Genomic DNA, 13,313 nt, shown 5'->3' on the forward strand with positions numbered 1-13,313 from the left:
ACCTTACATATTTTGAATGTAATGGAAAGCATTCTGTCCCGCGATACCACCGTCACCTACGGCCGTCACTACTTGTCTTAATTCCTTTGCTCGAACATCACCAATTGCAAAGATACCAGGCTTAGCAGTTTCCATCCGATCATTAGTCTTGATCCAACCATTATCATCAGTAATGTTTAGATCTTTGAAAGCCCCCGTAATTGGGAGGTTTCCAACGTAGATGAACACTCCACTTGCGAGCACTTCACCGGTTTCTTGAGTTTCGTTATTAACGGTTTTCACACCAGTCACCTTAGCGTCGTCACCAACCACTTCAGTCACGTTAGTATTCCAAATGAAGTTGATTTTATCATTTGCGAACGCTTGGTCTTGGAGCACCTTTTGGGCTCTTAGTTCACCACGTCGATGAATGATGGTAATCTTAGAAACTAGTTGGGCTAGGTAGAGGGCTTCTTGAATGGCAGAATCACCACCACCAACAACTACGACTTCCTTGTTCTTAAAGAACGCCCCATCACATACCGCACAATAAGAAACTCCACGACCACCGTATTCATCTTCACCTGGCACCCCAAGCTTCCGATATTGTGACCCAGTTCCAATAATCACAGTCTTGGCTTCATAGTCACCATTATCGGTGTGAACGATTTTAGTCTTTCCCTGGTCTTCAATTGATTCTACCGTTCCATAACCATACTTAGCACCAAAGTTAATCGATCCCTCGTACATGTTCTTAGCCAAATCAGGTCCTAAGATTGATTTGAACCCAGGGTAATTTTCAATTTCAGCGGTATTATTCATTTGACCACCGTAAATTCCACGGTCAATCATTAACACTGATAAATTAGCTCTTGAAGCATATAGGGCACTTGTCATTCCACTAGGTCCTGCTCCAATCACAATTACATCATAACTTTCCATTGCACAACTCTCCTCACATAAATAATCAATGTACTCAGCTTACTATTAATAAGTATCTTTGTCTAATAGTTTGCACCCAACTGATTATTTTTGATCTTCTTCAGCTAATTGCTTGCCAAGATCTTTAATGTATTGACGAAGGTCATCCTTAACTTCTGGATGTTCCAAACCGTATTCGATATTGGTCTTTAACCATCCAAATTTATTTCCAGTATCATATCTGGAGCCAACTAGTTCATGAGCATAAACCTTATGGCTCTTATTCAAAGTATCAATCGCATCGGTCAATTGAATTTCGTTGCCCTTACCTGGTTTCGTCTTTTCCAAAATATCAAAAATATTTGGTGTTAATAAGTAACGACCAATGATTGCAAGATCACTAGGGGCATCATCTGGATCTGGCTTTTCAACAAAGCTGTCAACATCGTATAGACCAGGCATAATTTCCTTAGTCGGTGCAATTACTCCGTATTTAGCAGTATCTTCATGAGGGACACGCATTACAGCAAGAGTGGATTCACCAGTTTCTTCATAACAGTTGATCAACTGCTTTGTAAGTGGTTCTTCAGCCTTAGCAATGTCATCACCCAACATGATTACAAATGGTTCATCGCCAACAAAACTACGTGCAGTGGAAACAGCATCCCCTAAACCATCTGGATGGTTTTGACGAATGAAGTAGATATTCATCCCATTTGTTTCTTGAACTGCTTTCAACATCTTATCCTTGTGCTTGCGTGCTAAATTATCTTCTAATTCTGGATTAGAATCAAAATGATCTTCGATGTTACGCTTGTTACGCCCAATAATAATTAAAATATCAGTAATTCCAGAAGCCTTCGCTTCTTCAACGATTAATTGAATCGTAGGGGTATCAACAACTGGTAACATTTCCTTTGGCACTGCCTTTGTTTCTGGTAAAAATCTAGTCCCTAACCCTGCGGCGGGAATGATTGCTTTTCTAATTTTTTTCATTTTTATAACTCCTAATCGATGGATTTTTTAATTATTAAGCTAATTCAGAACGACCTTGGCGTTGCATTAACTTAGCGATAGATTCTTTAATGTCTGCATTATCATATAATACGTGATAAATTGCGGAAGTAATTGGCATTTCAACGCCTCTTTGCTTAGCTAATTCATAAGCAGCACGGGTGGTTGCAACCCCTTCAATTACCATTCCCATATTATCAATAACGTCTTTTAGGGTTTGGCCCTTTCCTAATTGATTTCCGGCCCGCCAGTTTCTGGAATCAGAACTAGTCGCAGTTACAATCAAGTCACCAACCCCGGATAATCCGATAAACGTCAATGGATTGGCACCAAATGAGGTCCCCAATCGAGAAATTTCAGCTAGGCCCCGAGTAATTAGTGATGCCTTGGCATTATCACCATAGCCAAGGCCAACTAGTGCCCCCGCTCCTAACGCAATAATGTTTTTAAGTGCAGCTCCAATTTCAACTCCGATGATATCATCATTTGTATAAACCCGAAAAGTATCATTCATGAACAATGATTGGATGTGTTCAGCATCTTGCATATTTTCGCTAGCAGTGGTTACCAACGTAATGTCACCACGAGCAACATCCTCAGCTTGACTCGGTCCTGAAATAACTGAAATTGAACGACGGTTATCTGGATCGATTTCATCAGCTAACACTTCTGACATTCGTTTATATGTTTTTTCTTCAATTCCCTTACTAGCATGAATTATGTTCGGTTGAATACCTAATTCAGTTAAAATTGGGTTCACCTGCTTAGCAACCGAACGAGTCACTTGAGCGGGAACAACGAATAAAACGTCATCAACCCCCTCTAAAGCAGCTTTCATATCTGAATAAGCTACTAAAGCATTTGAAAAGGTAAAATCTTTTAAATATTTAGAATTAGTATGCTGATTATTTAATTCATCAACTTGTGCAGGCTTGTAGGACCATAATCTTACATCATGCCCGTTTTGCGCTAAAATATTAGCCAACATACTACCCCATGAACCAGCACCTAATACTGCAATTTTTTCTGTCATTTTTAAATTCATCCTTTATCTTAATAGTTGTTTTGAGCCATCTAAGTACCAACTAGCATCTGGAATTTTACGTCTACGATAAACGATTAAACCAAGCGCAACTACGAATAAAACGATCGATAGATATTGTGAGACTCGAATACTACCAATCATTAAACTATCAGTGCGCATTCCTTCAATAAAAAAGCGTCCAAATGAGTACCAAAGGGCATAACTCAAAAACACCTCGCCACGCTTAAAGAAGTGCGGAACATGCCGTAGTGATAATAAGATCGCTACCCCCAAGAAGCTCCACAATGATTCATACAAAAACGTCGGTTGGCGATACATTCCACTAATGTACATCTGATTGATAATAAATGATGGTAGGTGAAGATGTTGAAGAAAAGAAAGGCTAGTAACTTGACCAAAGGCTTCTTGGTTCATAAAGTTACCCCAACGCCCAATTCCCTGGCTTAAAAGTACGGTTGGCGAAATAACATCCAACATTAACCAGACTGGAATCAACCGACTGCGACAGAAAATAATAATTACAATTGCAGCTCCAATCAAGGAACCATAAATTGCAATTCCACCATCCCAGATTCGAATGATCTCGTCAATATGATTCTGATAATAACCCCATTGAAAAACTACGTAGTACAAACGAGCACTGATAATTGAAAATGGCAATGCCCACAATAACATGTCATAGATGTTATCAGGCTTAATGCCCCGCTTTTTACCCTCACGCACTGATAGGTATACTGCTAATATAACGGCACTCGCGATAAAAATACCATACCAATGCACCTGAATTGGGCCCAATTTAAATGCAATTGGATTTAATGCTAATATGATTAGAATTCATTCCCTTCAACTATTTATGTTTCTCATCATCCGATTTATGAATGGCTGCTTCGTTTTCTAATTCGATGTTCTTCTCTTGTGCTCGTGCCTTTGAATCCCGAATTGAGTTTTCCTTGATCAAACTCTTAAGGTTATCATCAAAAACTTTCGTTGCATCATAACCCATCGAACGAGCTCTAAAGTTCATTGCGGCGGATTCAATTAGTACTGCTAGGTTCCGCCCAATTTTAACTGGAATATTGATTTTGGGAACGTCAACATCAAAAAAACGTTGTGATTCATTATTATTACCCAATCGATCAAAAGGCGTATCCTTGGACCAATTTGAAAGGTGAACGATCAAATCGACCCGAGTATCGCTTCTTACCGCTCCTGCTCCAAATAGATTCATTGCATCGATGATGCCGATTCCTCGGATTTCTAATAAATGCCGCAAGATGCGTGGTGCCTGTCCGATTAGAGTCTGCTCATCTTGTTGGTAGACTTCTACTCGATCATCTGCGATCAATCGATGGCCACGCTTAATCAGTTCCAAAGCCGTTTCGCTTTTTCCAACTCCAGAATCTCCGGTAATTAAAACCCCTAGCCCATAAATATCAACTAATTCTCCATGAATTGACATTCTTTCAGCTAGTTTAGCTTCTAAATAATTAGTCATATTACTAAGTACTCGTGAAGTCGTTAACTTAGAGCAAAGAACTGGAATATGCTTACTTTCAGCTGCTTCTAGTAGTTCTTCAGGTGGATCTAATTGGGTTGAAATTACAAAAGCAGGTGTTTCTGGCTGACACATCTTCACCATTACATCGTAAAGGTCAGAACTGGTCATTCCCTTTGCAAAGGATGTTTCTGTAATTCCCAAAAGTTGAATCCGTTTTGCAGGATAATAATTAAAATACCCCGTTAGTTCAAGCCCCGGACGCGATATATCACTAGTTGTAATTAATCGGTCCAAATACTCTGATCCATAAGCAACGCTTAACCGTGTATTATCAACAAGGTCTTTTACGGTTACTATTTCAGCCAATTAAATCCCTCCGATCGTTAAAAGAAACCTAAATTAATTTTATCATGATATGCACTTTCGATACACTTTATTTGCGAATTTGACGTGAATAATGGTCAGCAAAAATCGCGTTACAAATTGATAAAATAATTGCCACAATCATCGCACTGCCAAACGAAGAGAAGTAAAAACTATCCTTACCAACTAGTGCTGAGGTCATCTCTAACATTAATCCGTTAATAACAATGCTAAATAATCCTAACGTTAAAATATTGATCGGCAGTGATAAAACTGTAATGAATGGTCTTACTAACGCATTTAAAATCGATAGAACGAACGCTGCACCTAGTGCGGCCATCAGCCCAGAAACATAAAACATTCCTGATTGCTGTAAGAAACCAGCTAATGCAACGAAAACTAGCATGTTCAATAATACTTGTTTAAAAAAACTCATTTAATTAACTCCCTTATTTTAAATCGTCCTTTTCTTCAACATCATGAAGAATTTTGCGACCCCTTGAGGATGAATCAGATTGTCGATTACCAAATGAGTTATTAAATTGACGACTATCTTTGCCATAATCATTTGGCATTAAGACCATCATTAAAAGATATAAAAACACTGGAATTAATGTCTTGATAAATAAAACTGTCAAAATTAAATATGCAATCCTTAGATAACGTGCGTTAATGCCAAAGTATTCGGCTAAGCCACCCAATACGCCAGTTAGGATTCGATTATTACGAGATTTCATTAATTTTTTCGTTTTCATGATTGATTTCCTTTCGAATATTAAAGTTCAAAATTAATATTATCACATTCAAAAAAAGTGTCTACATGTAAGCATAGACACTAATAATATCTTTAACTTTCCTGTTTAAATAACACTACTCCGATCTCATGGGGAGCATTGCTAAAAATAGCGGTTTCAGTAATTGCTAATTGACCCTTCCGATTTTTAACTTTTAATCGACAATAAGTGGACTGTTTTAAAAGGGCCCGATAAAATTCATTTTCATTTGTAACCGATTGATTATTCACTTCTAAGATGACATCTCCAATTGACAAATTCATCTTAGCAGCGGGGGTTTGCGGTTCAATCCCGACGATTCGCACACCATTAATCACCTCAGAGTACCAATCTCCACTCCCCTTATCAACTGACTTAGCATGAATGTTAATCCACCAAAAGATAAGTAACAACCCAACCAATGCTGGGACGACGATAATTGGAAAGAAGTAACTAACGATTGTCAACAATAATCCTAAAATAGCTAGTTTAGCAAATTGTCCCCCCAGTTTCTTAAACACAGCTCGGGGGAACAGCTTAAAGACGGTCATTCTAAAGCCAAATAATATTGGTGCAAATAAAAATGCAAATGAATGCCCATTAAGCATAAAAACAGGCCAAAACGGAATTGTGCTGTGAATAAAATCACCCGGAATAAACAAAAACAGTGGGACCACGTTAATACTCCTGAACGGATAACCTGCAATCCTTGTTTTCCGTTCGTTGTGTTCAATAATCGGTACGTTATACTTCCCACCATCTTTGAAGACGATTATTGCTAATCCTAATAAAAACAGACTAGCTAAAAAAATATAATTAAAATCACCAGTGGCTGCTAAACTAATCCCGTATTTACGTAATGATTCAACATGAATAAATCGATTAATAACCCCACTCAAATTAATAACAATTGTAGTAATTAAAGCAATGGTTAAAATCTCGAACGAAAAAATCACCCTAGGGATCAGCAATAAATTAATGATCGATAGTACTTGATAAATCACTAGCCAAACCATCGTCATTACGGGACCGACCGTAACGGTGAAGGCCGCACCCAAAATTCCCAGTAAAAATAGGTTAATAAAAAACTGAACAATTTCAAAGTGCCGAGGATAAATCGCGTTATGAAAAGTATTTCGCGTGTTTTTAATGCGTTTCTTGGATAATAAATAAGTGCGAATTAATCCAACCCAAAAAACAGGCTGAATAATAAAAATAATTAACGCTAACAGTATTTGTATTTGAATTTGCATATCAACATCCGTCCTTTATCGATTAATCAGGATTTCTCTGGCTTAGTTTCCATTGAAGGTAAGCATTAATAAATGGATCTAAATCCCCATCCATTACCGCTTGGCCATTTCCTGTTTCATAATTAGTTCGATGGTCTTTTACCATCGTGTAAGGATGGAAAACATAGGAACGAATTTGTGAACCCCAGCCAATCTCTTTTTGTTCACCTTCAATTTTGGCTTTTTGTTCGGCTTTCTTTTCCTCTTCCCGTTCATACAACTTTGATTTTAACATGTTCATTGCCGTTTCACGATTTTGTAGTTGTGAACGTTGCGCTTGGCTAGATACAACAATCCCAGTGGGTTCGTGGGTGATTCGAACCGCAGAAGATGTTTTATTAACGTGTTGACCCCCAGCCCCACTGGCACGGAAATAATCAATTCGTAAGTCAGCAGGGTTAATCTCAATATTAACGCTATCATCTAATTCAGGCATAACATCAACTGAGGCAAAGGAAGTATGCCGCCGTCCAGCAGAATCAAATGGTGAAATTCTAACTAAGCGGTGAACTCCCTTTTCAGACTGCATCAATCCATAAGCGTTGGTCCCAATTACCATAAAGGTAACTGTATCGATCCCAGCAACATCACCAGCTTGGTAGTTTAAAGTCTCTAACTTAAAGTGGTGTTGCTCAGCCCAACGGGTATACATCCGAAATAACATTGATCCCCAATCTTGCGATTCAGTGCCACCAGCCCCCGGATGAATTTCAACAATTGCATTGTTATGATCATATGGTCCTGATAAAAGTAGATTCAATTGATAATCATTTAATTGTTTTTCTACTTTAGTTAAGTTGTTCTCAAACTCACTCATTAAGTCTGGATCATTTTCTTCTTCTAATAATTCTAAATTAATCGACAAATCGGTAGCGGCTTCGGCAAGGTTATTATAACTATCGTATTTTTGCTTCATTTGATTCGTCTCATCAATTAGCTGCTTGGCCTTATTTTGATCATTCCAAAAGTCTGGTTCAGCCATCCGATGCTCATTTAAATGAATATTATCATTTAAAGCATCTAAGTCAAAGTGACCCCCTAAAGCCGTTAATGGCTTGTTGAATTTTTTCAATTTTATTTTTGGCTTCACTGAGTTCCATTTCAAATTCCTCCTTAGGATTAAACGCAAAAAAGCGAAGGAACTTTTCAGTCTCTTCGCTCTTAATTAGAATTATCTTTCTAGGTTTTGACGAATTTCTGCCTTCATAAATAATCTAGTGGTATCATAATCGATATCAGCAATCATTTCTTCAAACATCCGATAACCTTCACGTTGGTATTCAACCAATGGATTTAATTGTCCATATCCACGAAGCCCAATGGATTGTCGTAATTGATCCATGGCATCGATATGGTCAGTCCAGTGTGAATCCACAACCCTTAATAAAACAACCTTTTCAAATTCAAGTAATTGTGAAGGATCTGAAAGTTCAGATTCCTTTTCCTTGTAGTTTTGCTTTGCAATGTTGTTTAGGTAGTTTTTAATTTCGTCACGTGACTTGTTTTGTAAGTCGGATAAACTAATCTTATCGGGACTGATCAAAGCGCTAATTGCAAAATCCAAAATGGTTTGCAAATCCCAGTTTTCACTGCTCCCTTGAGCATGTAAATTAACAACGTGGTCAATCGTTCTTTCGAACATTGGTAGTAATACCCAACCAAGTGACTTATCTTCTTCGATAATTTCATAACGTTCGTTATACATAACATCCCGTTGTTGTCTCATAACATCATCATATTGAAGGACGTTCTTCCGTGAATCGTAGTTATTCCCTTCAACTCGTTTTTGAGCAGATTCAACTTGTCTAGAAATCATATGACTCTTAATTGCGGCGTTGTCACCATCAATTTTAAGATGTTGAAGAAGGTTCTTGATCCGATCAGAACCGAATCGACGCATCAAATCATCTTCAAGTGAAAGGTAAAATTGTGATAAACCAGGGTCACCTTGCCGTCCAGAACGACCACGAAGTTGATTATCAATCCGCCGTGATTCATGCCGTTCGGTTCCGATTACTGCAAGTCCACCTAATCTAACCACCCCAGGTCCTAATTTAATATCAGTTCCCCGACCAGCCATATTAGTAGCAATCGTAACGGCACCCTTTTGTCCAGCATTCTTAACAATTTCAGCTTCTTTAGCATGGTTCTTAGCGTTCAAGACCACATGATCGATGCCTTCTTCGTCTAGGCGTTTAGAAAGGTACTCTGAAGTTTCAACAGCCACGGTCCCAACTAAGATTGGTTGCCCAGCATGGTGAAGTCTCTTGATTCTTTCAATTACGGCTTCGAACTTAGAATTTAAATCAGGATATAAAATATCAGGTTCATCTAAACGAACAACTGGTTTATTAGTTGGAATTGAAATAACTTCCATGTTATAAATTTCACGGAATTCTTCAATTTCAGTTCTGGCAGTTCCAGTCATCCCGGAAAGCTTCTTGTACATTCTGAAAAGGTTTTGGTAAGTGATGTTAGCCATCGTCTTACTTTCTTGTTGAATTTCAACGCCTTCCTTGGCTTCAATCGCTTGATGAAGACCATCTGAGAAACGACGTCCCTCCATGATCCGTCCAGTAAATGAATCAACAATTTGAACGGAATCATCTTGCACAACGTAGTCCTTATCGAGCAGCATAATGTAATTAGCCCGTAAAGCTTCATCAATATGGTGGGTAAGAGCAGTATTTTCAGTGTCAAATAAGTTCTTTAAATTAAAGAATTTATCAGCCTTACTAATTCCTTGATCAGTTAGGGCAATCGTCTTACTTTCCAAATCAATTTTGTAATCCTTATCCTTAGTCAAAGTCTTAGCAAATTGATCAGCTGAATTGTAAAGTTCAGAAGATGCAGTCGCTTGTCCTGAAATGATCAATGGGGTTCTAGCTTCATCAATTAAGATGGAGTCAACTTCATCGACCACAGCAAAGTTAAGTGGTCTTTGAACCATGTCTTCCTTATAAACCACCATGTTATCACGGAGGTAGTCAAATCCAATTTCACCGTTAGTGGAATAAGTGATATCAGCAGCGTATGCTTCACGCTTTTCTTCAGCAGACTTGTCTGAGGAGTTAACTCCGACAGTTAAGCCTAACCAGTTATATAGTTCACCCATTTCAGTAGCATCACGTTCTGAAAGATATTCATTCACAGTAATAACATGAACTCCATCACCAGAAATGGCATTTAAATAAACTGGCATCGTACAAGTAAGGGTCTTTCCTTCCCCAGTCTTCATTTCGGAAATATTCCCCTCATGAAGAACGATTCCACCCATAATTTGAACGTGGAATGGATTCAATCCAAGGACCCGCCGAGCAGCTTCTCTAGCTACCCCAAATGCTTCTGGTAATAGTTCATCTAAAGTTTCACCATTTTGGTAACGTTTTTTGAATTCAGGTGTTTTAGCTTGTAATTCTTCATCACTTAATTTGCGATATTTTTGAGACCATTCACCAACTTTATCGGCAATCTTACTAAGTCTTTTAATTTCGCGTTTGTCGCTTTCTACCCATTTTTTTAAAATATTAGGCATTAAATCAATTTCCTTTCTTAAAATAAGAATCAGTTTTATTAAAAGGGGAATCTTCCCCGATTTTATCTATTATTTATTTAATCTAATCCATTTTAACATTTTCAGCACCGTTTTAAAATAATAAACGTTAAATCTATTTGATTATCGCGCTAACGTAAGTCCACAAACGGATTTAGCACCATGTTCAAGCAACAACTGCGCCGCATAGTGAATCGTCGTTCCAGTGGTATAAACATCATCAACTATTAATATGTCTTGATCCTTAACTTTAATGATTTCTTGTGAAACCATCTTAAATGGCTGTTCCATTAATTTACGTTGATCACGACCTAGTTTAGACTGATCCATGCTCTTTTCTTTGGCCTTCGTTTCTAAACACTGCAACAATTGCATGTCCAAGAAACCAATCGTTTGATTAAAGGCCCGCGTCTTCATCGTTTGTGGATTTAATGGAATTGGTACGATCAGCCGCCGACTATTCTTTGCATAAGTACTCATTTCATCTAAAAAAATGTTCCTTAGCCGATAATCGCCAAGAAATTTATAACGGTGCATAAAGTTTTTCATTGCTAAATTATATTCATATAATGAGTGATTCTCAAATGTTAATTTTGAACGTGATTGCCACTCGATACAATCAATACAGTTCTTCCCAGCTTGTTTCGGCTTACTGCAAATTGGACACGCTTGTTCAAAATCAATTTTCATAAATTGTTTTCGGCAAGTATTACAAAGCCAGCTATTTTCGAATGAACGCAAGCTTAATAGCCAATCGATCGAAGGCGCCATTGATAAATAGCTACCACATAATAAACAATTATTCATTCTTTTTGGCAGCCCCCAATCGATTCATATAGGCAATCTGGCGATAAGCTCCTGAAACATTTTTAGCGTTACTGTGGACAAAAAAGTCTACATCCCCAAACGGACGATCATTGTTGCGCCCTACCCGACCAGCAATCTGAACTAAAGCTGAGGTGGAAAAAATATCCTCATCGGCTCCCAAAACAATTACATCAATTCCAGGAAACGTAACCCCCCGCTCTAAAATCGTGGTGGTAATTAAAAAATCTAGTTCGTTATTACGCATTGCGGCTACCTTTTCTAAGCGTTGCGCATCCTCAGAATGAACGGTTGCAAAACGGCTCTCGAGCTTCAATCGACTCTTTAAAACTTCACTGACCAAAGCTAAGTCACTAACGTGTGGCACGAACAGCAAAAATCGTTGCCTTGATTTGACCTTAAGGATTAACATTTGAATCAACCGATTAGGCAACTTTTGCTTTGCTAATTTGACCCGCCAATTAGGAACAAAGTGAACTTTAATTTGCGGCAATAGGTGGCGGTGATACCGTAATGGTAAATAACTGATTGAAAGCTGTTTTGTACGGACTGACCGTAGTATTTCTTCGCTTGGTGTTGCGGTTAAGAAAAGTTTGGTGCCCCCTTTCTTAATTGCATTTTCCACTGCATAATGCAACCCCGCATCCTGAGCATATGGAAACGAATCGACCTCATCAATAATCAAAATATCAAACGCATGGTAAAAACGCAATAGCTGATGGGTCGTACAAATCGTCAATTGCGAGTATTGATACTTTTCAGTTTGCCGTCCATGTAATAAAATCATAGGTATATGGGCAAATGCTTGTTGGATTCTGGGAAATAATTCAATACAAACATCGACTCTGGGTGAAGCAATTGCAATCCGTAAATTATTTTGCAATGCCCACTCAATTCCAGGAAATAGCATTTCTGTCTTACCAGCACCAGTGACTGCCCACAATAAGTGATCACGATGTTGTTGAAAATGATCGATAATCGATCTTGAACAAACTTTCTGAGCATCAGTTAAAGAGCCCTGCCAGGTTAGAACGTCCGTCCACCTCTGAAATTGATTTGGTTCATCAACAAACCCCAATTCACAAGTATCAATAATGCGTCCTAAATTAATGCATTTCGGACAATAAAAATGGTCCCCTGGTAATAAAGCATTTTGTAAATTACTGCGACTGCCACAACGTTGACACTCAATTTGGTTTCCCAGTCGCTTAATTGCAATTCGCCTTTTTAATAATGGATTATTTAATAGTTCGGCAGCGATTTCATTTAAGTTAATTTGTCTGCCATAAAGTTCAATTATCTCTTTAATCATAAACATCACCTAATCATTAAATACGCAAAAATTTAAAGGAGGTCTTCAATATGGAAAAAGAACAAACATATTTAACCGTTAAGGATAGCGGTGCAAATGAAATCATTATTAAAAAATCACGCTTTATCGGTAGCGTTAAACGTGTTAAAAGTGAGGATGAGGCTAAGGCGTTCGTTGATCAAATTATAGCGGAAAATAAAACCGCGACCCACAATTGTTATGCTTACATGGTGGGTCAAGATGACCACATTCAAAGAAAAAGTGATAATGGAGAACCGTCTGGAACTGCTGGTTTACCAATCTTAGATGCAATTAAATTAAAACAGCTCCATGACGTTGCAGTCGTAGTTACCCGTTACTTTGGGGGCATTAAATTAGGTGCTGGTGGCCTTATTCGTGCTTATAGTAACGCCACGACGGAAGCAATCAATAGCGTCGGCGTCGTAGAAAGAATCCTCCAAACTAAGATTAACATTCAAATTGAGTATTCACTTCTTGAACCACTTAAGTACCATTTAAACCAAGAGGATGTCTATATTGATGATATTCAATATGGTGCTGACGTTACCGTTACCGTTGCCATTCCAGCGGATGGGGTTAGCGCATTTGAAAAACAAATCGTTGAACTATTAAATAATCGTGCCAAAATTACAACTGGTGAACAAGAATACTTCGAAGTCGATTACCATCAAGGTAAGGATCGATACAAAAAAGGATCAATCGAGCTCAAATAAATGA

At 38.2% G+C, this 13,313-nt stretch carries 13 protein-coding genes; 1 reads left to right on the forward strand and 12 read right to left on the reverse strand.

The genetic code is table 11. From position 1 onward, the window contains the following. Positions 1–3 precede the first annotated feature (3 nt). The 12 genes from trxB to ACSYTE_RS06520 form a co-directional block, all read right to left on the reverse strand. The gene (gene trxB, locus ACSYTE_RS06465) at positions 4–921 is read right to left on the reverse strand and encodes a thioredoxin-disulfide reductase (protein ID WP_491716625.1); all 918 of its coding nucleotides are present in this window, start codon (positions 919–921) and stop codon (positions 4–6) included. Positions 922–1,005: 84 nt separating this feature from the next. Then, on the reverse strand, positions 1,006–1,896 hold the full coding sequence (gene galU / locus ACSYTE_RS06470; protein ID WP_491716626.1) for a UTP--glucose-1-phosphate uridylyltransferase GalU: 891 nt from the start codon (positions 1,894–1,896) through the stop codon (positions 1,006–1,008). 34 nt (positions 1,897–1,930) lie between these two features. Continuing rightward, entirely contained in the window at positions 1,931–2,947 is a 1,017-nt protein-coding gene (locus ACSYTE_RS06475) for an NAD(P)H-dependent glycerol-3-phosphate dehydrogenase (protein ID WP_491716627.1), read from the reverse strand. A 15-nt stretch (positions 2,948–2,962) separates the two neighbouring features. Then, positions 2,963–3,793 (reverse strand): prolipoprotein diacylglyceryl transferase, encoded by an 831-nt coding sequence (gene lgt / locus ACSYTE_RS06480; RefSeq protein WP_491717309.1) that lies wholly within the window; start codon positions 3,791–3,793, stop codon positions 2,963–2,965. Between the two features lie 13 nt (positions 3,794–3,806). Continuing rightward, positions 3,807–4,823, reverse strand: coding sequence for an HPr(Ser) kinase/phosphatase (gene hprK, locus ACSYTE_RS06485; RefSeq protein WP_491716628.1), 1,017 nt, complete (start codon positions 4,821–4,823; stop codon positions 3,807–3,809). Between the two features lie 67 nt (positions 4,824–4,890). Then, positions 4,891–5,256, reverse strand: a complete 366-nt coding sequence (locus tag ACSYTE_RS06490) for a phage holin family protein (protein ID WP_491716629.1) — start codon at positions 5,254–5,256, stop codon at positions 4,891–4,893. Between the two features lie 13 nt (positions 5,257–5,269). Further along, entirely contained in the window at positions 5,270–5,575 is a 306-nt protein-coding gene (locus tag ACSYTE_RS06495) for a PspC domain-containing protein (RefSeq protein WP_491716630.1), read from the reverse strand. 92 nt (positions 5,576–5,667) lie between these two features. Then, on the reverse strand, positions 5,668–6,846 hold the full coding sequence (locus tag ACSYTE_RS06500; protein ID WP_491716631.1) for a PDZ domain-containing protein: 1,179 nt from the start codon (positions 6,844–6,846) through the stop codon (positions 5,668–5,670). 22 nt (positions 6,847–6,868) lie between these two features. After that, positions 6,869–7,985, reverse strand: a protein-coding gene (gene prfB / locus ACSYTE_RS06505; RefSeq protein ID WP_491716632.1) for a peptide chain release factor 2 whose coding sequence is annotated in 2 segments (ribosomal slippage) — positions 6,869–7,912 and positions 7,914–7,985 — 1,116 coding nt in all. Because the reading frame shifts where the segments join, the coding sequence is not laid out codon by codon here. 71 nt (positions 7,986–8,056) lie between these two features. Continuing rightward, positions 8,057–10,420 carry a preprotein translocase subunit SecA gene (secA, locus tag ACSYTE_RS06510; protein WP_491716633.1) on the reverse strand — a complete coding sequence of 788 codons (2,364 nt, stop codon included), beginning with the start codon at positions 10,418–10,420 and terminating at the stop codon, positions 8,057–8,059. Positions 10,421–10,561: 141 nt separating this feature from the next. Continuing rightward, entirely contained in the window at positions 10,562–10,987 is a 426-nt protein-coding gene (locus ACSYTE_RS06515) for a ComF family protein (RefSeq protein ID WP_491716634.1), read from the reverse strand. A 250-nt stretch (positions 10,988–11,237) separates the two neighbouring features. Continuing rightward, complete coding sequence (locus ACSYTE_RS06520) at positions 11,238–12,575, reverse strand: ATP-dependent helicase ComFA (protein ID WP_491716635.1); 1,338 nt, start codon at positions 12,573–12,575, stop codon at positions 11,238–11,240. Positions 12,576–12,625: 50 nt separating this feature from the next. On the opposite strand from ACSYTE_RS06520, the gene ACSYTE_RS06525 reads away from it, so the two are divergent. Next, positions 12,626–13,309: a YigZ family protein gene (locus tag ACSYTE_RS06525; RefSeq protein WP_491716636.1), complete on the forward strand. Its 684-nt coding sequence runs from the start codon at positions 12,626–12,628 to the stop codon at positions 13,307–13,309. The last annotated feature ends 4 nt before the right edge of the window (positions 13,310–13,313 follow it).

This window comes from Nicoliella sp. ESL1120 (genome assembly GCF_058508515.1).

Excerpts from the sequence above, each read along its gene's own strand:
- galU (WP_491716626.1), bottom strand. The coding sequence starts at position 1,896 with ATGAAAAAAATTAGAAAAGCAATCATTCCCGCCGCAGGGTTAGGGACT.
- ACSYTE_RS06475 (WP_491716627.1), bottom strand. The coding sequence starts at position 2,947 with ATGACAGAAAAAATTGCAGTATTAGGTGCTGGTTCATGGGGTAGTATG.
- ACSYTE_RS06490 (WP_491716629.1), bottom strand. The coding sequence starts at position 5,256 with ATGAGTTTTTTTAAACAAGTATTATTGAACATGCTAGTTTTCGTTGCA.
- ACSYTE_RS06495 (WP_491716630.1), bottom strand. The coding sequence starts at position 5,575 with ATGAAAACGAAAAAATTAATGAAATCTCGTAATAATCGAATCCTAACT.
- secA (WP_491716633.1), bottom strand. The coding sequence starts at position 10,420 with ATGCCTAATATTTTAAAAAAATGGGTAGAAAGCGACAAACGCGAAATT.
- ACSYTE_RS06515 (WP_491716634.1), bottom strand. The coding sequence starts at position 10,987 with ATGAAAAACTTTATGCACCGTTATAAATTTCTTGGCGATTATCGGCTA.
- trxB (WP_491716625.1), bottom strand. The coding sequence starts at position 921 with ATGGAAAGTTATGATGTAATTGTGATTGGAGCAGGACCTAGTGGAATG.
- ACSYTE_RS06525 (WP_491716636.1), top strand. The coding sequence starts at position 12,626 with ATGGAAAAAGAACAAACATATTTAACCGTTAAGGATAGCGGTGCAAAT.
- ACSYTE_RS06500 (WP_491716631.1), bottom strand. The coding sequence starts at position 6,846 with ATGCAAATTCAAATACAAATACTGTTAGCGTTAATTATTTTTATTATT.
- ACSYTE_RS06520 (WP_491716635.1), bottom strand. The coding sequence starts at position 12,575 with ATGATTAAAGAGATAATTGAACTTTATGGCAGACAAATTAACTTAAAT.